At 66.8% G+C, this 26,541-nt stretch carries 26 protein-coding genes; 16 read left to right on the forward strand and 10 right to left on the reverse strand.

The features are described from left to right. Positions 1-7: 7 nt before the first annotated feature. The gene (locus tag C7I55_RS18555; protein ID WP_106514508.1) at positions 8-2,239 is read right to left on the reverse strand and encodes a beta-glucosidase family protein; all 2,232 of its coding nucleotides are present in this window, start codon (positions 2,237-2,239) and stop codon (positions 8-10) included. 149 nt (positions 2,240-2,388) lie between these two features. Between C7I55_RS18555 and C7I55_RS18560 the strand changes: the two genes are divergently transcribed. The 5 genes from C7I55_RS18560 to C7I55_RS18580 all read left to right on the forward strand — a co-directional run bounded on the left by C7I55_RS18560 (position 2,389) and on the right by C7I55_RS18580 (position 7,641). Beyond that, on the forward strand, positions 2,389-3,552 hold the full coding sequence (locus tag C7I55_RS18560) for a fumarylacetoacetate hydrolase family protein (protein WP_106514509.1): 1,164 nt from the start codon (positions 2,389-2,391) through the stop codon (positions 3,550-3,552). A 56-nt stretch (positions 3,553-3,608) separates the two neighbouring features. Next, positions 3,609-4,349, forward strand: a complete 741-nt coding sequence (locus tag C7I55_RS18565; protein WP_106514510.1) for an SDR family NAD(P)-dependent oxidoreductase — start codon at positions 3,609-3,611, stop codon at positions 4,347-4,349. 1 nt (position 4,350) lies between these two features. Continuing rightward, positions 4,351-5,235, forward strand: a complete 885-nt coding sequence (locus tag C7I55_RS18570; RefSeq protein ID WP_106514511.1) for an SMP-30/gluconolactonase/LRE family protein — start codon at positions 4,351-4,353, stop codon at positions 5,233-5,235. A 17-nt stretch (positions 5,236-5,252) separates the two neighbouring features. Beyond that, positions 5,253-7,172, forward strand: coding sequence for a sialate O-acetylesterase (locus C7I55_RS18575; RefSeq protein ID WP_146151073.1), 1,920 nt, complete (start codon positions 5,253-5,255; stop codon positions 7,170-7,172). A gap of 133 nt (positions 7,173-7,305) precedes the next feature. Further along, the gene (locus tag C7I55_RS18580) at positions 7,306-7,641 is read left to right on the forward strand and encodes a 4-fold beta flower protein (protein ID WP_106514513.1); all 336 of its coding nucleotides are present in this window, start codon (positions 7,306-7,308) and stop codon (positions 7,639-7,641) included. A gap of 19 nt (positions 7,642-7,660) precedes the next feature. Here the strand turns inward: C7I55_RS18580 and C7I55_RS18585 are convergent, their stop codons facing one another. Then, positions 7,661-7,891, reverse strand: coding sequence for a hypothetical protein (locus C7I55_RS18585; protein ID WP_106514514.1), 231 nt, complete (start codon positions 7,889-7,891; stop codon positions 7,661-7,663). Continuing rightward, entirely contained in the window at positions 7,882-8,148 is a 267-nt protein-coding gene (locus C7I55_RS18590; RefSeq protein WP_106514515.1) for a hypothetical protein, read from the reverse strand. The genes C7I55_RS18585 and C7I55_RS18590 overlap by 10 nt, the downstream gene beginning before the upstream one ends. Before the next feature lie 236 nt (positions 8,149-8,384). Here C7I55_RS18590 and C7I55_RS18595 point away from each other — a divergent pair, with 236 nt between their 5' ends. Further along, complete coding sequence (locus C7I55_RS18595; RefSeq protein ID WP_106514516.1) at positions 8,385-9,098, forward strand: TorF family putative porin; 714 nt, start codon at positions 8,385-8,387, stop codon at positions 9,096-9,098. 27 nt (positions 9,099-9,125) lie between these two features. Here the strand turns inward: C7I55_RS18595 and C7I55_RS18600 are convergent, their stop codons facing one another. After that, entirely contained in the window at positions 9,126-10,046 is a 921-nt protein-coding gene (locus tag C7I55_RS18600; protein ID WP_233222289.1) for a LysR family transcriptional regulator, read from the reverse strand. Positions 10,047-10,138: 92 nt separating this feature from the next. Here C7I55_RS18600 and C7I55_RS28980 point away from each other — a divergent pair, with 92 nt between their 5' ends. From C7I55_RS28980 to C7I55_RS18625, 6 genes are all read left to right on the forward strand, one after another. Next, entirely contained in the window at positions 10,139-10,822 is a 684-nt protein-coding gene (locus C7I55_RS28980) for an MFS transporter (protein ID WP_233222290.1), read from the forward strand. Next, complete coding sequence (locus C7I55_RS28985) at positions 10,786-11,310, forward strand: MFS transporter (RefSeq protein WP_233222291.1); 525 nt, start codon at positions 10,786-10,788, stop codon at positions 11,308-11,310. Before C7I55_RS28980 ends, C7I55_RS28985 begins: the two co-directional genes overlap by 37 nt. A gap of 29 nt (positions 11,311-11,339) precedes the next feature. Further along, a complete protein-coding gene (locus C7I55_RS18610) occupies positions 11,340-12,374 on the forward strand; it encodes an aldo/keto reductase (protein ID WP_106514517.1) in 1,035 nt (344 codons plus the stop codon). Positions 12,375-12,407: 33 nt separating this feature from the next. Then, positions 12,408-13,055, forward strand: a complete 648-nt coding sequence (locus tag C7I55_RS18615; RefSeq protein WP_106514518.1) for a DsbA family oxidoreductase — start codon at positions 12,408-12,410, stop codon at positions 13,053-13,055. 331 nt (positions 13,056-13,386) lie between these two features. Next, entirely contained in the window at positions 13,387-16,176 is a 2,790-nt protein-coding gene (locus C7I55_RS18620) for a TonB-dependent receptor (RefSeq protein WP_106514519.1), read from the forward strand. 174 nt (positions 16,177-16,350) lie between these two features. Further along, positions 16,351-16,659: a PspC domain-containing protein gene (locus C7I55_RS18625; protein WP_106514520.1), complete on the forward strand. Its 309-nt coding sequence runs from the start codon at positions 16,351-16,353 to the stop codon at positions 16,657-16,659. 69 nt (positions 16,660-16,728) lie between these two features. Here C7I55_RS18625 and C7I55_RS18630 read toward each other — a convergent pair whose 3' ends face one another. Together C7I55_RS18630 and C7I55_RS18635 are read right to left on the reverse strand one after the other, a co-directional pair. Beyond that, positions 16,729-17,073 carry an antibiotic biosynthesis monooxygenase family protein gene (locus C7I55_RS18630; RefSeq protein ID WP_106514521.1) on the reverse strand — a complete coding sequence of 115 codons (345 nt, stop codon included), beginning with the start codon at positions 17,071-17,073 and terminating at the stop codon, positions 16,729-16,731. Next, entirely contained in the window at positions 17,070-17,399 is a 330-nt protein-coding gene (locus C7I55_RS18635; RefSeq protein WP_106514522.1) for an NIPSNAP family protein, read from the reverse strand. Before C7I55_RS18635 ends, C7I55_RS18630 begins: the two co-directional genes overlap by 4 nt. Before the next feature lie 112 nt (positions 17,400-17,511). On the opposite strand from C7I55_RS18635, the gene C7I55_RS18640 reads away from it, so the two are divergent. Further along, positions 17,512-18,207, forward strand: coding sequence for an ArsR/SmtB family transcription factor (locus C7I55_RS18640; RefSeq protein WP_106514670.1), 696 nt, complete (start codon positions 17,512-17,514; stop codon positions 18,205-18,207). 8 nt (positions 18,208-18,215) lie between these two features. Here the strand turns inward: C7I55_RS18640 and C7I55_RS18645 are convergent, their stop codons facing one another. Continuing rightward, positions 18,216-19,040, reverse strand: a complete 825-nt coding sequence (locus tag C7I55_RS18645; RefSeq protein WP_106514523.1) for an SDR family NAD(P)-dependent oxidoreductase — start codon at positions 19,038-19,040, stop codon at positions 18,216-18,218. Between the two features lie 30 nt (positions 19,041-19,070). Continuing rightward, a complete protein-coding gene (locus C7I55_RS18650; RefSeq protein WP_106514524.1) occupies positions 19,071-20,228 on the reverse strand; it encodes an HlyD family secretion protein in 1,158 nt (385 codons plus the stop codon). 117 nt (positions 20,229-20,345) lie between these two features. Between C7I55_RS18650 and C7I55_RS18655 the strand changes: the two genes are divergently transcribed. From C7I55_RS18655 to C7I55_RS18665, 3 genes are read left to right on the forward strand one after another with little or no spacing between them, the layout of a single operon-like run. Continuing rightward, positions 20,346-21,947 (forward strand): DHA2 family efflux MFS transporter permease subunit, encoded by a 1,602-nt coding sequence (locus C7I55_RS18655; protein WP_199192912.1) that lies wholly within the window; start codon positions 20,346-20,348, stop codon positions 21,945-21,947. A gap of 11 nt (positions 21,948-21,958) precedes the next feature. Further along, a complete protein-coding gene (locus C7I55_RS18660; protein WP_158266495.1) occupies positions 21,959-23,368 on the forward strand; it encodes an efflux transporter outer membrane subunit in 1,410 nt (469 codons plus the stop codon). 1 nt (position 23,369) lies between these two features. Beyond that, positions 23,370-23,963 (forward strand): TetR/AcrR family transcriptional regulator, encoded by a 594-nt coding sequence (locus C7I55_RS18665; protein WP_106514526.1) that lies wholly within the window; start codon positions 23,370-23,372, stop codon positions 23,961-23,963. A 3-nt stretch (positions 23,964-23,966) separates the two neighbouring features. Here the strand turns inward: C7I55_RS18665 and C7I55_RS28225 are convergent, their stop codons facing one another. Together C7I55_RS28225 and C7I55_RS18675 are read right to left on the reverse strand one after the other, a co-directional pair. Then, the gene (locus tag C7I55_RS28225; RefSeq protein WP_269845223.1) at positions 23,967-24,647 is read right to left on the reverse strand and encodes a DUF6445 family protein; all 681 of its coding nucleotides are present in this window, start codon (positions 24,645-24,647) and stop codon (positions 23,967-23,969) included. A gap of 110 nt (positions 24,648-24,757) precedes the next feature. After that, positions 24,758-26,536: an IlvD/Edd family dehydratase gene (locus C7I55_RS18675; RefSeq protein ID WP_106514528.1), complete on the reverse strand. Its 1,779-nt coding sequence runs from the start codon at positions 26,534-26,536 to the stop codon at positions 24,758-24,760. Between the last annotated feature and the right edge of the window lie 5 nt (positions 26,537-26,541).

The raw sequence follows: 26,541 nt of genomic DNA on the forward strand, positions 1-26,541 counted from the left end.
CGGCGCCTCAGGCGGCTGGCCGCCAGCTCGCCGGAAGAATGCGCTCCGGGATCTGCACGGTCACGGTCTCCTTGACGTCACGGGAGGAGGTGCCGAGCATCACCTTGTACTGGCCGCCGGCGATCTTCCACTGCTTGCCGGCTTCGTCCCAGGTGGCGAGCAGGCGGGGATCCACGCTGACCGAGACCATCGTGTCGGCGCCCGGCGCCAGATCGACCTTCTTGAAGCCGGCGAGGCGCTGCGGTGCTTCCCAGCCGCCGGCGACCGGCGCGACGTAGAGCTGGGGCACGTCCATGCCCTGGCGCTTGCCGTCGTTCTTGACCCGGAAGCTGACCGTCAGATCGCCGCTTGCCGCGTCAGCCTGCAGGCGGCCATAGTCGAAGTCCGTGTAGGACAGGCCGTGGCCGAACGGGAAGAGCGGCTCGAGACCGTTCTTGTCGAACCATTTGTAGCCGATCGCCGCGCCTTCCGAATAGTCGATCGCGAACATCTCGTTCTGGGCGAGGCCGGTGCCGGGGCGAACCTGCCTCGGCAGCTGAGTCTCGTCGCGCGGGAAGGTGACGGGGAGCTTGCCCGAGGGATTGACCTTGCCGAACAGCAGGTTGGCGATGGCGTCGCCGCCGGCCGTGCCCGGGTACCAGGCCTCTAGGATGCCGGCGACGCGGTCCGCCCAGGGCATCAGCACCGGACCGCCGGTCTCGAGAATCGCCACCGTCTTCGGATTGGCCGCGGCGACCGCCGAGACCAGCGCATCCTGGTTGTCGGGCAGGGTCATCGAGGCGTCGATCGATTCGCTGGCCCACTGGGTGACGAACACCAGGGCGACGTCCGCCTCCGCGGCGGCACGTGCGGCCGCCGCCGGATCGCGGCCGTCGACGAATGTCACCTGCGCGTTCGGCGCCTGAGCGCGGATCGCGGCGAGCGGCGCGTTGGGATAGTAGACGACCGGCCCCGGCCAGGTCTTGGGCTCGAGATCCGGCACCGCATTTCCACCCGCCGGATAAGTCTGCGAGGAGCCGCCGCCCGACAGCACGCCGCGATCGGCATAGCCGCCGATGACGACGATCTTTTTGGTGTCGGCCTTGAGCGGCAGGATTCGCCCTCCATTCTTGAGCAGCACTGCGCCCTGTTCGGCATCGGCACGGGTGACCGCCGCATGGGCGGCGAGATCGATCGGCTCTTCCTTCACCGGATGGTCGACGACCCCGTTGTCGAACATCGCGTAGAGGATCCGGCCGGCCATTTCAGTAAGACGGCGCTCCGACACCTCGCCGTTGCGGACGGCATCCCGCAGCGGCTTGTCGAAATAGGGCGCCTTGTCGAACGGATGGCCCGATTGCTGGTCGAGGCCGGTATTCGCCGCCTGCACCGTGCTGTGGGTCGCGCCCCAGTCGGACATCACGAAGCCCTTCCAGCCCCAATCGTTGCGCAGCACGTCGGTGAGCAGCCACGGATTTTCGCAGGCGTAGAGGCCGTTGACCCGGTTGTAGGCGCACATCACCGATCCGGGATCGGACTTCTCGATGGCGATCTGAAATGCGAGCAGGTCGGACATCCGCGCCGCGGTCGGATCGATCCGCGCATCATGATAGTCGCGTCCGGTCTCGAGATCGTTGATCGCATAATGCTTCACGGTCGATATGATGTTGTTCGACTGAATGCCCGCGATCTGGGCTCCCACCATGATCCCGGCGAGCAGGGGATCCTCACCGCCATATTCGAAATTGCGTCCGTTGCGCGGATCGCGGACGAGGTTCACGCCGCCCGCAAGCATGACGTTGAATCCGGATTGGCGTGCCTCGCGGCCGATCATCGCGCCGCCCTGAAAGGCGAGATCCGGGTTCCAGGTCGCGGCCGTGGCCATGCCAGAGGGGAGAGCGGTGCGTTCGCGCTTGGTCGGCGCACTGCCCTGGGTGGCGACGCCGATGCCGGCGTCGGTCTGCCATTGCGGGGGGATGCCGAGGCGCGGGATCCCCGGCACGTAGCCGGCCGATCCGTAGCGCACTTCCTTGGGCGCCTTATACTTCTTGGGTTCGAAATCCGTGCCGAAATAGCCGAAGACGAGCCGCAACTTCTCCTCGCGCGTCATCTTTGCGAGCACCGCTTCGGTGCGCTGCTCCGGCGTCAGCGCGGTGTTCATCCACGGCCGGTTGGCCGCGGGCGCGGCGAGGCCGGTTGCGCTCGTCGAGAGCGCGAGCATCGATGCGGCGAGGGCGAAGGCGATGACGCTCTTCTTCATTCAGGATTTCCCCTTTTCGTGTGTTGTGACACCGCCGCCGAGCCTCGGCGAAAAAATGCCTGGGCTCGGCGGCGGCGAGCGGCTTGACTTTAGTGGGTTCCCGCGCCGATTGGTAGCGCTACCACAAGACTGCGATGCGAGGGAGAGGCATGGAACAGACATTCTCGGCGGCAATGCTGCCGACGGACCTGGAGTCCGCTGTGCTGGCCGGGCGCCTGATGCTCGAGGACGGACCGACTCCGATCCTGATTCGTGGCGGCGAGGTGTTCGACGTTTCGCAAGCCGCGCCGACCGTGTCGGACCTGTTCGACCGCGCCGATCCGGCGGCAACCGAAGGCCGCCGCCTGTTTCCGCTCGAGGAACTGATCGACCGAGTCGCGGCATCCGAGCCGGGAGCCTATCTGCTCTCGCCGATCGACCTGCAGGTGGTGAAGGCTGCGGGCGTCACCTTCGCCGTCTCCGCCGTCGAGCGCGTCATCGAGGAGCGGGCGCGCGGCGACTCGGATCGCGCAGCCGGCATCCGCGAAGGGCTGGAAGCCCGGATCGGCGGCGGCATCCGCTCCGTCGTCCCGGGCTCCGAAGATGCGATGCGTCTCAAGGCCGCCTTGATCGAGGACGGCATGTGGTCGCAATATCTCGAGGTGGCGATCGGCCCCGACGCCGAGATCTTCACCAAGTCGCCGGTGCTTTCGACCGTCGGCTGGGGCGGCGAGATCGGCGTGCGGTCCGATTCGACCTGGAACAATCCCGAGCCGGAGGTCGTGCTGGTCGCCGACAAGAACGGGCGTGCCGTCGGTGCGACGCTCGGTAACGACGTCAATCTGCGCGATTTCGAGGGACGAAGCGCCCTGCTGCTCAGCAAGGCGAAGGACAATAATGCGTCCTGCTCGATCGGACCGTTCGTCCGCCTGTTCGATGCTTCGTTCACGATGGACGACGTCCGCAATGCCGTGGTCGAACTGGTCGTCGAGGGCCGGGACAATTTTCGCCTCGAAGGCGTCAGCACGATGCGCGAGATCAGCCGCGATCCCGAAGAATTGATCCGACAGGCGCAGAGCGAGCATCATTATCCGGATGGCTTCACCCTGTTCCTCGGAACCCTGTTTGCGCCCGTCCAGGACCGCGACGAGCCCGGCCGCGGCTTTACCCACAAAATGGGCGATCTCGTCCGCATCTCGACACCGAAGCTCGGCGCCTTGCTCAACCGGGTGACGACATCGAAGGCGGCGCCGCCCTGGACGTTCGGAGTGCGCGCGCTGATGCGCAATCTCGCGTCGCGCGGCCTCACCGGCGGCGGCCAATCGGCCGCCTGACTTTACGAAACGACAGAACAGACGATCGGGGAGGAGCAGTGACCCAAGGTAGCGATATGCGCGCAAATTACCCCAGCTTGAGGGGCAAGCGCGTTCTTATCACCGGCGGCGGATCCGGCATCGGCGCCGGCATCGTCGAGGGCTTTGCGCGGCAGGGGGCGGACGTCACCTTCTTCGACATCGCCGAGGAGGACAGCCGCGCGATCGCCGCGCAATTCGGCGCCCGTTTCGAGCGGGTGGACATCACCGACATCACGTCAGTGCAGTCGACTATCGCCCGATTGATCGCGGAGGGCGGCAGCTTCGACGTGCTCGTCAACAACGCCGCGAACGACGATCGCCACACGGTCGACGAGGTCACCGAGGAATATTGGGACAATCGCTTCAACGTCAATCTGAAGCATCTCTTCTTCGCGGCCCAATCGGTCATCCCGGGCATGCGCGAGAAGAAAGGCGGAGCGATCGTCAATCTCGGATCGATTTCCTGGCATCTCGGGCTGCCCGAACTGACCCTGTACCAGACGGCGAAGGCGGCCATCGAAGGGCTGACCCGATCGCTCGCGCGCGAGCTCGGCGAAGACGGCATCCGAGTCACCTGCGTCGTACCGGGCAACGTGCGGACTCCGCGCCAGCTCAAATGGTATACGCCGGAGGGTGAGCAGGAGATCGTCGATGCGCAATGTCTTAAAGGCCGCCTAGTGCCGGAAGACGTGGCGGCCCTGGTGATGTTCCTCGCCTCCGATGATGCGCGGCTGATTACCGGCCACGAATATTTCGTCGACGCCGGGTGGCGCTGAGATGAGCGGGCTCGAGGAGCTGCGGCCGGAAGCGGTCTGGAGCGCCGGCGCGGAGCTCGGCGAGGGCCCGGTGTGGGTCGAGCGCGATCGGGCCCTGTGGTTCGTCGACATCAAGCGGCAGAAGATCCACCGCTTCGATCCGGCGTCCGGCGACAAGACGAGCTGGGACGCGCCGGAGCAGATCGGCTTCCTGCTGCCGGCCCAAACCGGCGGTTTCGTCGCCGGCATGCAGAGCGGCCTCCACCGGTTCGATGAAGCGACCGGTGCTTTCTCGAAGATCGTTGACGTCGAGGCGCATCTGCCGGGCAACCGGATCAACGACGGCACCGTCGATCCTTCGGGCCGGCTGTGGTTCGGAACCATGGACAATCACGAAGAATCGCCGACGGGCTGCTTCTATCGCTTCGAGGGCGGGCAGCATGTCCAGGCCGAACTGCCGAAGATCACCATCACCAATGGGCCCGTTCACTCGCCCGATGGGCGGACGCTCTACCATGTCGACACCCTCGCCCAGACCATCCAGGCTTGCGATGTCGCCGAGGATGGGACGCTCGGCCCGTCGCGGCCGTTCGTGCGCATTCCCGAAGGCGAAGGCTTTCCGGACGGGCCGACCGTGGATTCCGAAGGCTGCGTCTGGGTCGGTCTCTATTTCGGCTGGGAGGCGCGGCGTTATTCGCCCGCCGGCGAGCTGATCGGCCGCGTCCGCTTTCCGACGTCCAATATCACCAAGGTCGCGTTCGGCGGACCGGACCTCAAGACCCTGTTCGCCACTTCGGCGCAGCAGGGCCTCAAGCCCGAGGCGCTTGCCGAGCAGCCGGAGGCGGGCAGCCTGTTCGCCGTTCGGCTCGACATCGCCGGACTTCCCGGATCGCTCATCGCCCTCTGACCCGGCCGGAGGCCATGATGATCAGACGCCTTGCTTCGCTCCTTCTTGCCGGCGCGGCGATGCCGGCTGCGGTGCTTGCCGCGCCGGTGCTGGACCCGGTCTTCTCGGATCACGCCGTGCTCCAGCGGGACAAGCCGATCCTCCTCTGGGGGCGTGCGGATCCGGGAGAGAAGGTCACCGTCACGATCGGCAGTGCGCGTGGCACGGCAACGGCCGACCGCAGCGGCGCCTGGCGCGCAGAGCTTCCGAAGATGGCCGCCGGCGGGCCGTACACGCTCAGCGCCGCCGGCAAGGGCACCACAGCGAGCGCATCCGACATCCTGATCGGCGACGTCTGGCTTTGCTCGGGCCAATCCAACATGGAATATCCGCTGGAGCGCACGCTCGCCTCGGGCACCGAGATCGCCAACGGCGAAGACCCGCAGCTCCGCCTGATGACGGTGTCGCGGCGCACCGCGCTGGCGCCGATGGCGCAATTCGGAAATCCGATCGGCTGGTCGGTCGCGACCAAACAGAGCCTGCCCGGATTCTCGGCCGCATGCTTCTTCATGGCCAAGGATCTGCGGGCATCGGAGAACGTGCCGATCGGCGCAATTCATTCGAGCTGGGGCGGCACCCAGATCGCGCCGTGGATCGATCTCGAGAGCGCGCAGCCGTTCGAAAAGTCAAATGCCGGCCTGCTGGCGCTGTTCCAGCGCGATCCGCTCGAAGCCAATCGCCGCTTCGGCGAGCGCTGGACGTCATGGTGGACGGAGCGGGTCGGCAACGCGCCGTGGCGCGATTCCTCGCTGTTGTCGTGGAAGCCGATGCCGTCCGTGTCTTACTGGGAGAGCTGGGGCGACACTGCGCTCCGCAATCATGACGGGCTCGTCTGGGCGCGCCGCAAGGTCGCGCTTACCGCCGAGGAAGCGAAGAAGGGCGCCGTCCTCTCGCTGGGCGTCGTCGACGATGCCGATCAGACCTTCGTCAACGGAGTCGCCATCGGCAACAGCTTCGGCTGGAACTTGAAGCGCCGCTACGAATTGCCGGCGCGCCTGCTCAAGGCGGGCGAGAACGAAATCCTGATCGCAATCTCGGACAGCTGGGGCTTCGGCGGCTTTCAGGGACCGGCCGAGTTGCTCAGCCTCGCCATTCAGGGGGGCGAGACCAAAGCACTCGGAAGCGACTGGGACTATGCGCTGTCTCCTGCAGGCGTCGTCGATCCGCCGCGGCCGCCCTGGGACAGCAATGCCGGGGCCTCGCTCATCTACAATGCGATGATCGCCCCGCTCGGGCCGCTCGGCCTCAAGGGCGCGGCCTGGTACCAGGGCGAGAGCGACGTCGCCAACAACAAGCCTTACGCCGACAAGCTTGGCGCGCTGATGGCGAGCTGGCGCAAGCAGTTCCGCGACCCGCAATTGCCGTTCCTGGTCGTCAGCCTCGCCAATTACGGGCCGCCGCAGCCCACGCCGCGTGCGAGCGGCTGGGCCGAGCTGCGCGAGCAGCAGCGCGTCGGAGTCGAGCGCGACCGCCACGCGGCTCTCGTGGTCGCGATGGACCTTGGCGAGCGGCAGGACATTCACCCCGCCAACAAGCAGGAAGTCGGCCGCCGGCTTGCGCGCGCAGCCCGGAACGTCGCGTACGGCAAGCCGGAACCCGTCGGTCCCGCCGCCGCTGCGGCGGAGCGAGGCGCCAACGGCATCCTCGTCGTATTCACCGGGGTCACCGGCAGGCTGGTCCCGTGGAGCGGTACGCGTGCCCTCGCCTTCGAACTGTGCGGCGACACCCAGGAGAGCTGCCGTTTCGCCGAGGCTGTGCCGGAGGGCGCGAACGTGCGGATCACGGACGACGGCAAGCCTGCCACCCGTGTCCGCTACGGCTGGGCCGACACGCCGATCACCAACCTTTACGACGAGGCGAGCCTCCCGCCGGGTCCGTTCGAGCTGCCGATCCGCTGACGCCGGGCGCCGCGTTCGATCGTTCCCCGGATCGCTGGCGCCGCGCCGGTCCTGCGCTCGCCTCCGAGTGAGGCGACGACCGCGGGCTTCCTCGCCCGCCTCTTCGGCTTTTCCGCCATTGCCGTCGCCCGCCATGCGCGCCTACACCGCGCGCATGGCGGATTGCATCTACACGAGTGACGGGCAGCCGCAGGGCTTCAGGTTGAGCGGTCACATCTACGCTCTCGACGGCAAACCGATCGGGCGGGTGTTCGCGGAAAAGGCTTACCGGCTCGACGGCACCTATGTCGGGGCGGTCGTCAACAACATGGTGGTGGATAAACCGAACGTCTCGCGGCGGAGCATGCCGGCAGCGCCGCCACCCGCACCCGCCGTCCCGCCGCACGGCCTGGCCTCGCGCCGACCGGTTTGCGAAAGCTTTCCCGACTGCTTCGATCTGTTGCTGGACAAGGCTCCCGACCCCGCCTGAGCCTGTCGCCCCGTGCGGGTCAGTGCGCGTTGCGCTCGAACTGCTCTTGTCGCGCCATGCTTTCGTCGGCCTGATCGCGGCCACGTGCTTCGGCTGCGGCCTTCCCGTGCTCCTGCTTGACCGATTCGTTGCGATCCTGCTCGGCGACGAAGCGCTCCATTGCACCGGGCTTGGGCTGAGGCGGCGTGTCGTCGGAACATGCGCCCAGCAGCGCCAGGGCGAGCAGAAGAGTCGATCCCGTCAGGCGCATTCAAGCACCCCCATCGTTCGCGCGCTGCCGGTCTCCAGGCGCGCGAGCAACTCGGCGCGTGAGGTCCACGCCGCCGCGCTGCTGGAATATTTGTCGCGTCCGTGCGCAGTGTTCATTCCCGTCGCCCGGGCACGATCGGCCTCGGCCAGGGTGAAGCATCCTGCCGACGTGTCCTGCGGCGGTTTGTTGCGGTGGGGAATGGCCCGAGCCATCCCCGAGGCGGTCGGTGCTGCTGCCGTCTGAAGACGTGATGACATGTGATCCTCCTGCTGGATGAGCGGGAGCACGTCGTCTCTCAGCCGCCGGCGCTCGAATTTAGGCCGTCGATCGCTCTTATGTGGGGCTGCCGGCCGGAATTACCAGTCGAATGCCGATTGCGGGAACGTGCGGATACCGGATGCCAGGACGTTTGCTCGACCGGAAATGGGCCGGAACCCGCCTCGGCGCCGCTGCCCCATCCTATAACGCCTGAATATCAAACGAAATCTGGATCATGATGCGCTTCGTTCACCTCCTCTCCGTCGCTTGCGCCGCCGCCGCCTTGATCCTCCCTGCATCGGCTTCTGCCGCCGGCATCGGCAGCGGGCTGTCGATCAGCGGCGACGCCGCTCTGGTATCCGACTATCGCTTTCGCGGGGTATCGCTGTCGGGCGAGGATCCGGCGCTGCAGGGCGGCCTCACCATCAGCCACGAGAGCGGCCTTTATGCCGGTGCGTGGGGCTCGTCGATCGAGGACAGCGATCTGATGGGCGAGGTCGAACTCGATCTGGTCGGCGGCTGGAGCGGCGATCTCGCGGCGGGCATGTCCGCGGACGTCTCGATCACTTATTATCATTATCCGAACGGCAAGGCCGCAGCGGGCAACAGCGATTATGCCGAGGCGATCGCCAAGCTTACACGAAGCTTCGCGAACGTGGAGGCTGGCGTCGGTGCCGCCTATTCCTGGGAGCAGGAAGCGATCGGCGGGGACAATCTGTACCTGTTCGGAGATGCTTCCACTACGATCCCCGGGACGCCGCTCACCGTCAACGCGCATATCGGCCGCTCGAGCGGCAGTCTCGACTTCGGAGATCCTTATCTCGATTGGGCGGCGGGCGTGGAAACCACCTTCGGTCCGGTCAGGGCCGGCGCGGCCTATGTCGATTCCGATCTGGCAGGCGAACTTGGCGGATCGGCGCTGGTCCTGTCCATCGGCCTGGGTTTCTGAGCCGAAGGCGCGATCGTCCCAGCGGCGTCAGGCGTCGTCCGACAGGGTGCAGTGCGCGGCGACGAAGTCGACGAACGCCCGAACCCGGGCCGGCAGCGGACTCGCGCCGCCGAGATAGACGGCGTGGATATCCTCTCGATCGCCGGGATTGTAGCGCTCGAGCACCGGAACGAGCAAACCCGCTTCGATGTCGGGCCCGACGTGGAAGCGTGCGAGCCTCGCCAATCCGATACCGCCGAGCGCGAGCATGCGGGCGACGTCGCCGTCACTCGCGCGCGCGATCGTCGGCGGCAGCCGCTCTTCGTTCGTGCCGTCGAGCTGGAGCGGCCAGCCGCCGATCGTCCGCGGAAACGTCCAGCCGATCCCCTTGTGACTGGCGAGGTCGGCCGGCCGATCCGGCATGCCGTGCCGCTCGAGATAGGCGGGTGAGGCGACTACGACCATGCGGCTGCTGCCGAGCTTGCGGATCATCAGGCTCGAATCGCGGAGAGGACCGATGCGGATCGCGACGTCGGCACGCTCTTCGAGCAGGTCGATGACCGTGTCGGACAGGATGATGTCGAGCGTGATGTCCGGATGGCAGGCGCTGAAGTCCGGGATCAACGGCATCAGAAAGCGCATGCCGAACGGAATGTTGCTGTTGATCCGCAAATGGCCGCGCGGTGCCGCGCCGGCGGCGGCTTCGCGCTCGGCTTCGTCGATCTCGCCGAGGATTCGCGCCGCCCGTGCGTAGAAGGCCTGCCCTTCCGGAGTGAGGGTCAGACGGCGTGTCGTCCGGTTGAGCAGGCGCGCACCAAGCCGGGCCTCCAGTCGCGAGACCAGCTTGCTGACGCCGGAGGGCGTGAGGCCGCAGGCATGGGCTGCCGCCGTGAATCCGCCAAGATCGACGATACGGACGAACACCTCCATTTCGGCGGCGCGATTGATGTCCAGGCGGGCGATATTCATGATCCCGGGTCATGGAAGATGAGACGCGATGCAGCCTAATTCACCACGCCGGCTTGCGCCATATCGGCCGCCTTCGCTTGTGGAGACGATCGATGCCGATTGCCGTACTCGCTCTTGCCGCCGGGGCGTTCGGCATCGGCACCACCGAATTCATCATCATGGGCCTGCTGCTGCAGGTCGCTGCCTCGATGCAGGTGTCGGTCGCATCCGCCGGCCTGCTGATCTCCGGCTACGCTCTCGGCGTCTTCGTCGGGGCGCCGATGCTCACGCTCGCGACGCGGCGAATGAAGCGCAAGCGCGTGCTGCTTGGCCTGATGGCGATCTTTACGATCGGCAACGCGGCCTGCGCGCTCGCACCCAATTACGAGTTGCTGATGGCGGCCCGAATCCTCACCGCGCTTGCCCATGGCACCTTCTTCGGCGTCGGCTCGGTGGTCGCAGCCGGGCTGGTCGGGAATGAGAAGCGCGCGTCGGCGATCGCGACGATGTTCACCGGACTGACGATCGCAACCTTGCTCGGCGTCCCGTTCGGTGCCTGGATCGGGCTCATGCTCGGGTGGCGAGCGGCTTTCTGGGCAGTGGCCGCGATCGGCGTCGTCGCATTTGCGATCCTTGCCCGGTTCGTGCCGCGCGATGTCGGCGCGGATGCTGCTCCGGCAGCCCTGCGAAGCGAGCTTGCCGTGCTTGCCAGGCCGCAGGTCCAGCTGGCCCTGGCAATGACCGTGCTCGGCTTCGGCGGATGTTCACCGTCTTCACCTACATCCAGCCGATGCTGACGCAGATCAGCGGCTTCCCGATCGCCTCGGTGTCGCCGATCCTGCTCGTGTTCGGCGCAGGCCTCTCTGCGGGCAACCTCCTCGGCGGGCGCTTCGCCGATCGTAACCTGCGGAGCGCGCTGGTCGCTACGCTCGGGATGATGATCGTCGTGCTGCTGGTGATGGCGCCGGCGATGAAACTCCAGGCGACGGCAGTGATTGCGGTTGGGCTGCTTGGTCCGGCGTCGTTCGCAACGGTGGCGCCGCTGCAATTGCGGGTTCTTCAGGAAGCCGGGACCGCCGGGCAGACGCTCGCGTCCAGCCTCAACATCGCAGCGTTCAACCTCGGCAATGCGATCGGTGCCTGGCTCGGCGGCTGGGCGATCGAACGGGGGCCGGGGCTTGCCGCTTTGCCGCTGGTCGGCGCGGTGGTCACCGCCGGAGGTCTCGGCCTCGCCCTGACCAGCCTGCGCCGCGACCGTCAGGCGGACACGCCGGCACGCGCCTGACCTTTTCATTTCAGCACGGGAGACCCATTATGGACTATCGCACACTCGGCGCCTCGGGACTCAAGGTCCCCGCGCTAAGCTTCGGCACCGGCACGTTCGGCGGCCAGGGACCGCTCTTCTCCGCCTGGGGCAATAGCGGCGCCGCCGAAGCACGGCGGCTGATCGACATCTGCCTCGATGCCGGGGTCACGCTCTTCGACACGGCCGACGTCTATTCGGCCGGCGCGTCGGAAGAGGTGCTCGGCGCGGCGATCAAGGGCCGGCGTGACCGGGTGATCATCTCGACCAAGACCGGCCTGCCGATGGGGGATGGTCCCAACGATGCCGGCACCTCGCGGCACCGCCTGATCGGGGCCGTCGATGCGGCCTTGCGGCGACTGGGCACCGATTACGTCGATCTGCTGCAACTCCATGCCTTTGACGCCGCGACGCCTGTGGAGGAGGTGCTGCAGACGCTCGACAGCCTCGTGCGCGCCGGCAAGGTCCGCTATGCCGGCGCATCCAATTTCGCCGGCTGGCAGCTGATGAAGTCGCTCGCCGTCGCCGATTCCCATGGCTGGTCGCGCTACGTTGCCCACCAGGTCTACTACTCTCTGGTCGGCCGCGACTATGAATGGGAATTGATGCCGCTCGCGATCGACCAGAAGGTCGGCGCGCTGGTCTGGAGCCCGCTCGGCTGGGGGAGGCTGACCGGAAAGATCGGGCGCGATCGTCCCCTGCCGAAAGACAGCCGGCTGCACGACACGGCGCAATGGGGACCGCCGGTCGACGACGAACGTCTCTATGATGTCGTCGATGCGTTGGGAGCCGTCGCCGACGAGACCGGACGGACAGTTCCCCAAGTCGCGCTGGCCTGGCTGCTCGCGCGACCGACAATCTCGTCCGTGATCATCGGCGCGCGCAACGAGGCGCAGCTGCGCGACAATCTCGGCGCCCTCGGCTGGACGTTGGCGCCGGACCAGATTGCCCGCCTCGATGAGGCGAGCGACGTCATGCCCGCTTATCCCTATTACCCGTATCGGACCCAGGAGGGCTTTGCGCGCTTGAATCCGCTCCCGGTGTGAGCGAAGCACCGTTGGCGCACCAGAGGAGCAGACATGTCCAGGACCCTGACCATTGATTTCGTCTCGGACGTGGTCTGCCCCTGGTGCGTGATCGGCCTCAGGGGATTGGAGATCGCGCTGGAGCGACTGCAAGGCGAGGTCGACGCGCAGATCCGATTCCACCCTTTCGAGCTCAATCCGGACATCGCTGCGGAAGGGGAAAACATCGTCGACCATATCGGCCGGAAATATGGCTCGACGCCGGAGCAATCGGCGATCAACCGCGCCACGATACGCGCGCGTGCCGGCGATGTCGGCTTCGCCATCGCGATGTCGGACGAGAGCCGGATCTACAACACGTTCGATGCCCACCGGCTGCTCCATTGGGCGGGCCTGGAAGGACGGCAGCAGGCGCTGGAGCATGCCCTGTTCGCAGCCTATTTCAGCAACGGCCTCAATCCCGCGGACTTTGCCATACTCGTCGCGGCGGCCGGTGAAGCCGGGCTCGACAGGGCGCGTGCAGCGGAGGTGCTCCAATCGGGGCTGTACGCGGACGAGGTTCGCGCCGGCGAGCGCTTGTGGCAATCGCGCGGAATCTCGGCCGTTCCGGCCGTGATCGTCAACGAGCGCTATCTCATCTCGGGTGGCCAGCCGCCGGAGGCTTTCGAGCAGGCGCTGAGGAACATCGCCGCGGAAGCCTGACGGCCGCCTCGCGTGCCAGAGTCAGCAGAACGTCACGCGACCGCAACGCCTCTGTAACGCGTCCGCAGCGCTGCTGACACGAGCCCCGGTTAGGACGCGTGAACGTTCACACCCGGGGGTAAGATGAAACCGCGCTCAGCCGCATTCCCATCTCTGCAGACGCCATCTCAAGTGGCGCTCGGCGCCATGGCCGGCCTGCCGACGCGCTCCCGATAGCTGCCATTCGACGCGACCCGGGCAGCGGCGCTTCGCCGACATGCCGGGCGCAGGAGAGGAGCCGCCGGCTCTGTTCGCCGGCCGAAAGGCTCAACCGATTTCCAGGGGGAATGAGATGACACGCTCGACGCTTACCACGCGGCTGCTCGCCGGCTGCGCGATGTTCGGTTTCGCCGCGGGCGCTGCCGCCCAGACCGCGGATGCCGCCGCGGTGCCGCCGGCCGATCCCGCCGCCTCCAGCGAGGAAGCCGAGATCGTCATCACCGGCTCGTTCGCCGAGAGCCTTAACGATGCCCTGCGCATCAAGCGCCGCGCCGACAGCATCGCCGATGCCGTCTCCGCTGCCGACATCGGCGACTTCCCGTCGGTGAACGTCGCCGAAGCGCTGCAGCGTCTGCCGGGCGTGTCGATCTCGCGGGAAGCCGGGGAAGGCCAGTTCGTGTCGGTCCGCGGCCTCGGACCCAACTTCGCCAACGTTACGCTGAACGGCGCGCCGATCGCGTACAACGAGAATATTCGGAATTCCGACCAGAGCGGCCGCCAGTTCCAATTCCGGGTCATTCCGGCCGATCTCATTTCCGGAATCGTCGTCACCAAGGCGCCGACGGCCGACATCATCGACGGCGGAATCGGCGGCAATGTCGACATTCGCATCGCCAGTCCGCTCGACACCAAGAGCTTCGTCAGCGCACGCGCATTCGGCCATTACGAGCAGCGGACCGAGGAACTGACTCCGAACGGCTCGCTGTCCGGCGGCTGGCGTAACGATGCGCGCACCTTCGGCGTGCTCGGCGGCATTTCCTACCAGACCCGCAAGGTCCAGTTCGAGCGCTTCCAGCATTTCGGCTATACCGACCGGGTCATCGCCGGGCAGACGGTCAGCGTCCCCAACGACATCGTCACGACCCTGGAGCGCGAGGATCGCCGCCGCCTGAGCGCGATGGGCGGGGTTGAATGGGCGCCGATCCCGGCGTTGCGTCTCAAAGCGGAGGCGCTCTACTCGAACTTCAACAACGAGATCATGGAAGACCGCGTCAGCTTCGAATGGGGCACGCGCGCCGATTTCGCCTCTAGGCTGGTGCCCGGAAGCGCAGTGGTGAAGGACGGTGTCCTTTATGGCGGCGAAATCCGCGGCGGACGAGTCAACCGCAACGCGGAATTCTCGGAGCAGACCCACGAAAATCTCTTCCTGCAAGCGAGCGCGACCTATGATGCGGACGGTTGGCGGATCGCGCCATCGTTCAGCTACTCCCGGGCGGAAAGCGGCCTCGATCTTCCGCTGCAACGGATCGACGGGCGCACGGCCGACAACCAGCCGGGCCTGGTCTACAGCCTCGTCTATGGTGACGATCCGGTCGGCAAGCGCCGCATCGGGCGAGTCCAGACCAACCTCGATCTCACCCAGGCCGGAGCAGCCCCGTTCTATCGTTACCGCATCCGCCCGACCAACTCGCTCGACGACGACAAGACGGCGTTGCTCGACATCAGCCGCGAATTCGAAGCCGATCTCGGCGGCTTCACGCTCTCCAAGATCAGCATCGGCGGCCAATATACCGACCGCAGCCGCGACTATCAGCGGCGTGACCGCACCGTATCGCTACGCCCGGGCGTCAGCGTCGACGGATCGTTCGTCGACCAGCTTGTTCCTTCGAACGTGTTCAACCAGACGATCGACGATTTCTATGGCCGCTGGGTGAGCTACGATCGCGATGCGTTCAAGGAGGCCTTCATCCTCCCCGGCGAATATGACGGCACCGATCCCCAGTCGGACGACCTCGTCGCCAACGGCCAGGATCTCCAGCAATCCTATGGGATCGGCGAGAAGATCAAGGCGGGATATGTGCGGGCGGACTTCGCTGCCGACGGCCTTGGCCTTCGCGGCAATGCGGGGCTGCGCTACGTCACCACCCGCACCGAGGTGGACGGCACCATCCTGCGGGCGGGGACGGCGCCGAACGGCACCGCCACGACGATCATCGAGCCGGCACGGTTCGAGGGCAAGTATGACGAGTGGCTGCCCAGCCTGAACCTCAACTTCGATCTCACCCGCAATCTGGTGCTGCGGCTCGCGGCATCACGTTCGCTGACCCGCCCGTCGCTCGCGGATCTGCGCACCGCCACCGTGCCCAACAGCTCGGTGATCTCGGATGTCTATGATCGCGGCCAGGCGGCGATCGACGAACGGCCCGCGTCCGCCCTCAACGGCGTCGGCGGAAATCCGGATCTCAAACCCTATACCGCGCTCAATTTCGACGCTTCGCTCGAATATTATTTCGAGGGATTCGGCGGCGTCTCGGTCGCCGTCTTCCACAAGGATATCGAGAATTTCATCGGCTCGATCGGCCGCACCGAACAGGTCGTGCTCAACACCCGCACCGGCCAGACCGTCACCGCGGACTTCCTGATCACCAGACCGCAAAATATCGGCGACGCGAAGGTCAGCGGCATCGAGGTCGGCGCTGCAATCGACATTGCCTACGGTTTCGGCATCGCCGGAAGCGCGACCTTCACCGACAGCGAGGCGAAGATCGAGACGCCCGCGGGGGTGGTCAAGGCGCAATTGCAGGGCGTCTCCGACACCAGTTTCTCGATCAGCCCGTTCTTCAAATTTGGTCCGGTCGAGGCGAATTTCAGCTACACTTGGCGTTCGGACTTCAGCACCAATGGCAACATCTCGCCGGGCAGCAACGCCGTCACCAACCCGCTCGATGCGATCGTGCAGGACGGATCGGGCACGCTCGACATGAGCGCCAAGGTCAAGCTGACCCCGGCGTTCGAGATTTTCGTCGAAGGCACCAACGTCCTCGACGAGCGGCAGGCCGCCTATCAGGGCACCGAGGCACGCCCGTACCAGATCCACGAATATGGGCGCAGCTTCAATTTCGGCGTGCGGGCTGCCTTCTAGCAGGGCCAGGAGTGGCGCAGAATCCCAATATTTGGCGAGATTGCACGGCGGCTTAGTCCAGCTTGGAGCCTGCTTGTACGCTAAGCTATTGGAAATGCGTCGTCCGGCCGATTTGGCACGGGTCGTGCTGAGGGAGTGGCAAGAAATCACTGCCACTCCCAAGGAGCCGCCCCGATGCAAGCCACTCACTCCAACACGCTCTTCCGCGAAGACACGATGCTCGGCGTCTGCGAGGCGCTCGGCCAGGATTTCGGCTTCAACCCGATCTACCTCCGGATCGTGCTCGGCGTGTCGCTGCTGTGGCAGCCGGTGGGCGTGATCGCCGTCTACTTCGGGCTCGGCGTCGTCGTGGCCCTGTCGCGGCTCGTCGTTCCGAACACGCCGCACCGCTGGCTCCGTCGCAAGAAGCAGGCGGCAACGGTACAGGATTCCGCCCCGGAAACCCTCGATGATCAGGTCCCGGAGGTCGCGCTCGCCGCCTGAGCCCGACAAGAGTTGCCAGCGGGGACGCCCCTGTCGCGCGAGCGGCGGGGGCGTATCCTTTGGTGCGGCTCAGCCGTGGCTGGCGCGGCTGTCCGGAGGCGCTTGAGCGCGATCGTGGAGGCCATAATCGCGGCTGACTTCGGCGATGCGGAGCCGGTAATTGCGGAACAGCCCGGCGCGGCCCTGCGCCTGTACCGCCCGATGCGCGCCGCTATTGCGCCATGCCGCCACTGCGGCTTCGTCTCGCCAGAAGGAGAGGGAGAGGAGCTTGCCGGGCTCGGCCAGGCTCTGGAAGCGCTCGATCGAGACGAACCCCTCGACCGCCTCCAGTTCCGGCCGGAGCGAGGCGGCGAGATCGAGATAGGTTGATGCATGGGCTTCTCCCGGCCAAACTTCGAAGAGCACGGCTATCATGCGCGCACCAATGGCGCATGCGGACCTGATGCAAGCCGCAGGAACAGGCGATCCTCCCGCTGGATGAAGCGCTCGCGGCGGCTGAAGGCGTAGTTTTCGCGGCCGAGCGGATTCTCCTTGAGCCGTGCCCGATAGGCCTCGTAGGCGGCGAGACTGTCGACCGTATAGACGCCGTAGGCGGTGGTCGCAGACCCTTCGTGCGGTGCGAAATAGCCGATGAGATCGGCCCCGCAGCGAGGAATGGCCTGGCCCCAGTTGCGGGCATATTCATCGAACGCCTCTGTCTTGTGCGGATCGAGCTGGTAGCGGATGAAGCAAGTGATCATGGCTGTCCTCCTGGTGGCGGGGGCTTAGGCTCCGACGACGAGGAGACGCTTCGGGGCTGGCCGAAGCATCGGCGGCCGATCCCGGGTAGCATGGAGCGGCGAAGGAGAGATGATGTCGAGCATCGGGTCGCTTGCCGGAATCGCGGCGCTGATCGGCGAGCCGGCGCGCACCGCGATGCTTGTTTCGCTGATCGACGGGCGAGCGCTGACTGCGACCGAGCTGGCGGAAGCGGCCGGTGTCGCGCCGGCGACGGCGAGCGGTCACCTCGGGCGTCTGCTCGAGGCCGGGCTGCTCGCACTCGAACGGCAAGGCCGGCATCGCTACTTCAGGCTGTCCAGCCCCGCCGTCGCGGCGACTCTGGAGGGGCTGATGGCGCTGGACGCGACGCTGCGGAGCCACGTCCCGCGCAAGACGATCGTCACCGGTCCCAAGGATCACGCCTTGCGGCGCGCCCGCCTCTGTTACGATCATCTGGCCGGGGAGGTGGCCGTCGCCATTGCGGATCGCATGGTCGCGCGCGGTCAGCTCGATCTGCGCGGCGATGGTGCGGCGGTGACCGGAACCGGCCTGGAGTTTCTCGGGTCGCTCGGCATCGAACTTGCGCCGGCGCGGACCGGCACCGCCTTCTGTCGACCCTGTCTCGACTGGAGCGAGCGCCGGCCGCACATTGCGGGTGCGGTCGGCGCCGCGCTGTATCGCCGGTTCGCCGAAAATGCCTGGCTGCGGCGTTCGTCAGAGGGCCGGGCGGTGACGATCACCGTGGCCGGACGGGCCGCGATCGAGCGGCATTTCGGCCTTCGTACTTAAGCTCCGGATCAACCGGCTGCCAAACCGCCATGATGCTCGTCATTGGCCGGGGCACGGTAGCGCGGCGCGACCTCGCGCCTGGACAGCTGCGGCGCCAGGGCAAGACGGGCGCGCTGCATCGCCTGCCACTCCCAGTCATCATGCAGCGGCGGAATGGTCACCACCTCTCCGCGATCGAAGCCGGCGAGCGCGGCGTCGACGAGATCGCCAACCTCCATCACCATCTCCGGCGGGAAGGCGTCGACGTCCTTGCCGGAGCGTGCCCAGATCTCGGTGCGGGTGGCGCCCGGCAGCACCGCCTGGACGTGGACGCCGCTGCCGCCGACTTCGTGCGCCAGGCCCTGGCTGAGCGTGAGAATGAAGGCCTTGGTCGCGCTATAGGTGCCGTCGAACATCTCGGGGGCGAGCGCCAGCACCGAAGACAGGTTGATGATTGCACCCGCTTTGCGCGAAACGAAGGCACGCGCGGCAGCGGCAGCGAGCAGGGTGGGTGCGGTGACGTTGAGCGCGACCAGTCGGACCAGCGTCTCCGCCGGTGAGGTGGCGAGCGTGCCCTCGAGCGACATGCCGGCATTGTTGACCAACAGGGTGAGCGCGGGATCGCTGTCGATGCGCTGCTCGATCCGCGTGCGCTGGACCGGATCCGTGAGGTCGGCGGGAAGCACGTCGATGGTGCGCCCGGCTTCGCTGCGGAGGCGCTCGGCAAGAGCGTCCAGCCGCGCTTCGTCGCGGGCGACGAGGATCAGGTCGTAGCCGCGCCTCGCGAGGCGATCGGCATAAGTCGCGCCGATACCGGTCGATGCGCCGGTGATGAGGGCAGTGCCTTTGGTCATGAACAGTCTCCAATGTATGAGGGGGAGGGATCAGGGACGAAGGCGGACCTTCGCCGTGACGGAGAGGCCGGGCCGCAGGGATTCAAGCGCCGGCTGGCCGGGATCGAAGCGGATGCGCACCGGCACGCGCTGGACGATTTTGGTGAAATTGCCTGCGCCGGGCTCGAACGGCAGCAGCGAAAAGGTGGCGCCGGAGCCCGGGGCGAAGCTCTCGACCCGGCCATCCAGGGTGCGTCCGAGCGCATCGACATGCACCGACACGCGCTGGCCCGTGCGCATCTCCCGTGTCTGGGTCTCCTTGAAATAGGCCGTGACGTAGAGGTCGTGGAGCGGCACCAGGCTCAACAAGCGCGACCCCGGCTGGACATAGTCGCCGACCCGGACCTGGCGGTTGCCGACGACGCCGTCGATGGCTGCGCGCACCAGAGTGTGGCCGCGGTCCTGGCGGGCGAGATCGATCGCTGCCGCCGCGCGAAGGCGTTGCGCTTCGGCTTTCTGGAGTGCGGCCAGCAACGACGCGCGTTTCGCCGAGGTGACGGCGGCTTCCCGCTCCGACACCGCCAGCATCGCCCGCGCGCGGGCTGCGCCCTGTTCGGCGCCGATCGCCGTCGTCCGGTAGCTGTCCGCGTCCCGGCGGGCGACCGCGCCGGTGGCGACGAGCGCGTCGTAGCGGGCCCGGTCGGCGCCGGCGCGATCGGCTTCGGCCGCGGCGGCGCGGATGCTGGTGCGGGTCGCGGTGACATTGGCTGCGGCGAGCTGCTCCTCGGCATCCAGGCTGACCAAAGCGGCATGGGCGGCGGCGACTTCGGCATCGGCGTTGGCGAGGTCGGCGTCGGCGCTTTCGAGCCGCGCATCGAACTCCTCCGGATCGATCCGGACGAGCGGATCGCCGGCGCGGACATTCTGGTTGTCACGGACCAGCACCGCACCGACCAGGCCGCGCACCTTCGGTGCAACCGTGGTCGCGTCCGCAGAAACATAGGCGTCGTCCGTCGACTCCGTTGTCGGGGGGGCCGTGATCCAGGCGGCGCCGCCAAGCGCGGCGGCAATCGCGAGGCCTGAGACGACCAGGGTTCGGGGCGCTATCCGGCGCCCCCGAGGCGCCTCGGTCTCCGCGGCCGCTGCAGGCGAATCCTCCCCGTTCTTGCTCCTTCGAAGCTCGATCACCTGCTCGCCGGTCGCGCTCATCCTCTGGTTCCCTCATGGGCAGGCGCTCGCCGGAACGCCTTGATGATATGATGAGCGTAATATAAATGACAGTCGTCATATGTCGAGAGGAATGTTGGTTGTGGCGGAAGCGAGACGATGATCGGAGTGCTCAACGGCCTCAGCCAGGACTGGTCCGCCGATCCGACCGCGATGCCGGACTCCCGGAAATTCCTGATCTTCGGCGTCATGGCGTTCGGCCAGTTCATGGCCCTGTTCGACATTCAGATCGTCTCGGCGTCGCTGAGCGAGGTGCAGGCCGGCTTGGCTGCCGGTCCGGACGAGGTCAGTTGGGTGCAAACCGCCTATCTCATGGCGGAGTTGGTGATGATCCCGCTCTCCGCCTATCTCGCCCTGGCAATGTCGACGCGCTGGCTGTTCGTGCTTTCGGCAGGCCTGTTCACGCTCTCCAGCCTGTTCTGCGGTCTGAGCTGGAACATCGAGTCGATGATCGCTTTCCGGGCGCTTCAGGGCTTCACCGGCGGTGCGATGGTGCCGCTCGTCTTTGCGGTGGGCTTCACGATCTTCTCCGGCAAGCAGCGGGCGATGATCCCGGCGATCCTCGGCACGGTCGGCGTGCTCGCGCCGACGCTCGGACCCACCGCCGGCGGCCTCATCACCAGCGCCTTCGACTGGCGATGGCTGTTCTTCATCAACATCGTGCCGGGGGTGATCGTGACCGTCCTCGCCGCTTTGGTGATCCGGGTCGATCGTGCGACTCCGTCGATGTTCGCACGGATCGACTGGAGCCATTTCGCGGCGATGGCGATCTTTCTCGGCGGGCTTGAATATGTGCTGGAGGAGGGACCGCGCAACGACTGGTTCGGCGACCACGGTATCGCGATTGCGGCCTGGGCGTCGCTCGTCGCCTTCCTGCTGTTCCTGGAACGCGCCTTCTTCTCGTTCAATCCGATTGTCCGGCTGACACCGTTCCGCAAGCCGCTTTTCGCCTTCGCCTGTCTGTTTTCGATCGTGATCGGCTTCGGGATGTATGCGTCCATCTACCTGATCCCCGTCTACCTCGCGCGGGTACGCGGCTTCGATTCGCTGCAGATCGGGACGACGGTGTTCGTCGTCGGCGTCGCGCAATTGTTCAGCACGATGCTCGCAGCATCGCTCAGCCAGCGGATCGACATGCGCTGGATGATCACCGCGGGCCTGCTGCTCTTCTCCTGGAGCCTGTGGCTGACCTCGCACATGACGAGCCAGTGGGGCTTCTGGGAGCTCGCCTTTCCTCAGGCCGTGCGGGGGCTTGCGTTGATGCTGTGCATCGTGCCGAGCGTCAACATGGCGCTGTCCGGCTTCGCGCCGGCGGAACTGCGCTACGCCTCGGGCCTGTTCAACCTGATGCGCAATCTCGGCGGCGCGATCGGCATCGCCGTCGTCAACACGCTGCTGCAGGACCATGGCCGCATCGCTGCGCTCCGGCTCGGCGAATCGATGGCGCGCGACCGTGCGACCGCAGAAACGCTCGTCCAGGGCGTTGCCCGCCGGATGTCGGAGATCACGCCGGATCCGGAGCGGGCGCTGCTGATGGCGCAGGGGCTGTTCGCCCGTGTCGTCGAGCGCGAGGCGCTGGTGCTGGCGTTCGACGACGTGTTCCGGCTGATGGCGTGGATGTTCCTCGCCGCGCTGGTGATGGTGCCCTTCTGCCGTCCGGCGGCCAATGCCGCCCCACCGCCACCCGATGCGGCCCATTGAGGAGACGAGTCTTGCGCCTATCCCTTCTGCTCAGCGTTTCCCTGCTCGCCGGCTGCACCGTCGGGTCGGACTATCATCCACCCTCGGCCGCGCTGACGCCCGCCTACCACGCAGCCGGCCTCAGCCCACTCGGCGAGACCGAGCGCGATTGGTGGCGCGCATTCGGCGACCCGAAGCTCGAAGCGCTCGTCAGCCGTGCCCTTGCCCAGAATCTCGACATCGAGGCCGCGGCGGCACGAGTCGCACAGGCCCGCGGGGCCGCCCACGGTTCCGATGTGGCTTCGCTCCCGCGGCTCGACGCAACGGCTTCGGCCGAAACGGTGCGGCAATCACTGGAGACCCCGGTCGGCCGCGTTGCCGACCGGCTGACCCTTCCGCGAAGCTATGAACTGTATCAGGTTGGTGTCCAGGCTGCGTGGGAAATCGATTTGTTCGGGGGCTTGCGCAGGGGTCGTCAGGCCGCGCGTGCGGATCTGGAGGCGGCTGCCGCGGACGCGGGCGCTGTTCAGGTCAGCGTCGCCGCCGAAACCGCCGACGCCTATTTCCAGCTGCGCGGCCTGCAGGCGCGGCTCGCGCTGGCGACCGAACAGCTCCAAACGGAGCGCACCCTGCTCGATCTGGTTCGACAGAAGGTCGAGCAGGGCATCGTCGCGAATCGCGAGCTCAACCGGCTGATTGGGGAGGAGCAGGGGCTGCAAGCCGCGCTGTCGCCGCTCCGGGCCGCGGCGGCGGGGCAATTGGCGCGGCTGGATGTGCTGATCGGAGCACAAGCGGGGACCGATCCGCTCGACCTCGGCTCCTCCTCCAACATTGCGGACGCGCCGCCGCCTGACGGTAGTAGCAACCCAGCCGATTTGATGCGCCGTCGTGCCGATATTCGTGCGGCCGAGCACCGGCTCGCCGCCGCGAATGCGCGAATCGGCATTGCCATCGCGGAGCATTATCCGCGCGTCTCGTTTGGGGGCCTGATCGGCGTAGTCAGTCTGGGCATGTCGAACCTGTTCACGGACGGCGCCGTGCAGGCGAGCGGCGGCGCGGGCCTGCGATGGCGCCTGTTCGACTTCGGCCGGGTGGATGCCGAAGTGGCGCAGGCGCGGGGACGCGAAGCCGAGGCGCTGGCGCTCTATCGCGCAACCTTGCTACGAGCGACCGGAGAGGTCGAGACGGCGCTCGTCCGCTATGTGGAGGGCGGGAGCGAGATCGCCGCGCGCCAGCGCGAGGTCGCTGCACTGCGCGCCGCCCGGGATCAGGCGCGCCAGGCTTATGCGGGCGGCGTGCTGGCGCTGATCGACGTGCTCGACGCCGATCGTGCCTTGCTGGTCGCCCAAGATCGCCTCGTGATGGCGAAGGCGGAGACCGCTCGGGCGTCGGTGGCGGCGGTCCGTGCGTTGGGCGGCGGATGGCTGGAGGAACGGAGCTGAGATGGACGAGAAAGTGTCGCACAAGGAGCGCACCCGCGCGCGCATCCTCGATGAGGCGGCCAAGGCGATGCGCACGCACGGATCGGAAGGGATCGGCGTCGCCGCCCTGATGAAGCGCGCCGGCCTCACCCATGGCGGATTCTACGCCCATTTCGCCTCGCGTGACGACCTCGTCGTTCATGCGATCGAGCGCATGTTCCAGGACAGCCGTGCTCTGGTCGACCGCCATCTGGGCGGCGGCGATGCGCGGGAAGGGCTTTCCAGCCTGATCGACGCCTATCTTTCGGATGCGCTCCTGCGAACCCCCGACCGGGGATGTCCATTGCCAGGTCTGTCGGGTGAGGTCAGCCGTCTGCCCGCGGGCGCGCGTGTCCATTTTCAAGAGAGCATGAAGCGCTTCCGCTCAGGTATCGCGCGCGCACTGTCGGCGATGGGTGTGGCCGATGCCGATCGGCTCGCGGCCTCCGCGCTGGCCGAAATGGTCGGTGCCATGTCGCTCGCGCGCGCCACCTCCGACGAGGCGGAGGCACGCCGCAGCCTCGCCGCCTCCCGTGATGCGCTGAAGCGGCGGCTGGGGCTCGATCAGGCCCTTTGAAGTTCAGGCCACGAAGGCGAAGCGCTGGGTGAGCCGCGGCGAGGCGAAGCGCGCCTCGCCGCGGATCCATTCGCCCTCGATCTCTGCCGAATGCGGGATGAAGCCGGGATAGATGACGAGCGTGTTGAATTGCGCCGCGATGCGGCCGCGCAGCTGATAGTCCGGGCTGTCGCCGGTGAAATAGCCGGCGTGACGGGTGCCGTCGGCACTCTCGGCAACCTGCTCGAAAAACAATGTGCCGCCGCGCACGTCCCGATTGAGATCGACGAGGCCGAACACGGCCACGGGATCGGTGTGCGGGAGCCGCTGGACGGGTTCGAGTTGGTCGGGGTGAACATCGACGATTGCGAAATCGCTATGGACCTGGCGGAATTCTGCGATCCGCTGCCGATCCTGGCGGATCGGCACACGCGACAGGAATTCCGCGTCGACGAGTTCGAGCACGCGGCGGGTCGCTTCCGCCAACCCGCGATGATCCGGCGGCGGTGCGATTCGCCCGGGATAGAAAAAGGGCGCCGGGCGAACGGCAGCCGCAGCGCCGCGTCGCGCACGGCGTCCGGCTCCGCGAAGAAATTCTCCGCGAACAGGACGGGGATGCCGGCCCCGATCTTCTCGTACCGGACCGTCAGCTGGGGCGAGATCTCGAACAACGAGTCCTGGAACAAGGTCGGTGGCGATATGCAACCGGCGTCACGCGGCTGCAATGGCTTGCGAAGATTTGTCCGCTCCGGATCGGCGCTACCTGCAGTAACATCGACTGGTTTCTTCGGAACAGCTCATCCGAAGCTGCCCGCTCAGTGATTGTGCCGCGGTACCTTGGCAGAGGTTTCCCGATATTTTGTCGCAAACTCCAGCACGCCGCCTTCGGAAAGCTGCCCGGTCTTCTCCCGGTAGATCTCCTCCCAGGGCGTGTTGCTCGCCGGCGTCGCCGGAATGCCTTCGCCCCTGCGCCGCTCGATCTCGGCATCCTCGACGAGCGCGTCGCAGCGGCCGGTGTTGAGATCGATTCGGATCGTGTCGCCGGTGCGCAACCAGGCAAGCCCGCCGCCGACCGCGCTTTCGGGAGAGGCGTTGAGGATCGAGGGACTGTCGGAGGTGCCGGACTGGCGGCCGTCGCCGAGCGTCGGCAGGCTGGTGATGCCGCGCTGAAGCAACGCGTCGGGTGGCTGCATGTTGACCACTTCGGCCGAGCCCGGCCAGCCCTGCGGGCCGGATCCGCGGATGACGAGGATGCAATGCTCGTCGATGGCGAGGGCGGGATCGTTGATCCGATGGTGGTAATCGTCGGACCCGTCGAAGACGATCGCCCGCGCCTCGAACACGCCTTCACGGCCGGGCTCGGCGAGATAGCGGGTGCGGAATTCCTCGGAGATGACGCTCGTCTTCATGATCGCGAAGTCGAACAGATTGCCCTTGAGGACGAGGAAACCGGCACGCTCCTTGAGCGGCTGGTCGTAAGGGAAGATGACCTCGCGGTCCCTCGGCTCGCGTCCTTCCAGATTCTCTCCTAGCGTACGGCCGGTGACGGACAATTGGGTGCCGTCGAGCTTGCCGGCCTGGAGCAGCTCCCACATCACGGCGGGCACGCCGCCGGCGCGGTGGAAGCGTTCGGACAGATATTTGCCCGCCGGCTGCATGTTGACCAGCAGCGGCAGATCATAGCCATGCTCCATCCAGTCCTCATGGCCGATGTCGACGCCGGCATGGCGCGCCATCGCGACGATATGGGGCTGGGCATTGCTCGAGCCGCCGATGGCGGTGGTCACGCGGATCGCGTTCAGGAACGAGTCGCGGGTGAGGATCTTCGATGGGCGGAGATCTTCGTAGGCGAGCTCGACGGCCCGGCGGCCGGTCTCGTAAGCCATCTGGCCGCGCTCGCGATAGGGCGCCGGGATCGCCGCGTTGCCGGGCAGCGACATTCCGAGCGCCTCGGAAATGGCGTTCATCGTCGAGGCGGTGCCCATCGTGTTGCAATGGCCGGCCGAAGGCGCACTGTCGGCGGCCCGGCGAAGGAATTCCTCCTCGTCGATCTTGCCGGCACCGAGCAGCCGGCGCGAGCGCCATATGACGGTGCCGGAGCCGACCAGCTCATTTTCGTGCCAGCCGTCGAGCATCGGCCCGCCGTTCAGCGTGATTGCGGGGATATCGACCGTGGATGCGGCCATGATCCCGGCCGGAGTCGTCTTGTCGCAGCCGGTGGTGATGACGACCGCGTCGATCGGGTAGCCGTTGAGGATCTCGACCAGGGTCATGTACGACAGGTTGCGATCCAGCGCCGCCGTCGGTCGGCGGCAATTCTCGAAGATCGGGTGCATCGGGAATTCCATCGGAATTCCGCCCGCGTCGCGAATGCCCGCGCGGATCCGGTCGGCGAGCTCGAGATGGATGCGGTTGCACGGCGCGATGTCGGAGCCGGACTGGGCGATGCCGATGATCGGCTTGCCGCCGCGCAGCTCGTCCGGGGTGATGCCGTAATTCATGAAGCGCTCGAGATAGAGCGCCGTCATGTCGCTCCGCCCGGGCGCGTCGAACCATTCGCGGGAACGGAAGGGACGGGCGGGCGTGCGGGTCATTGAGA

The sequence above is a fragment of the Allosphingosinicella deserti genome (genome assembly GCF_003012735.1).
In the GTDB taxonomy this organism is placed as follows: Bacteria; Pseudomonadota; Alphaproteobacteria; order Sphingomonadales; family Sphingomonadaceae; genus Allosphingosinicella; species Allosphingosinicella deserti.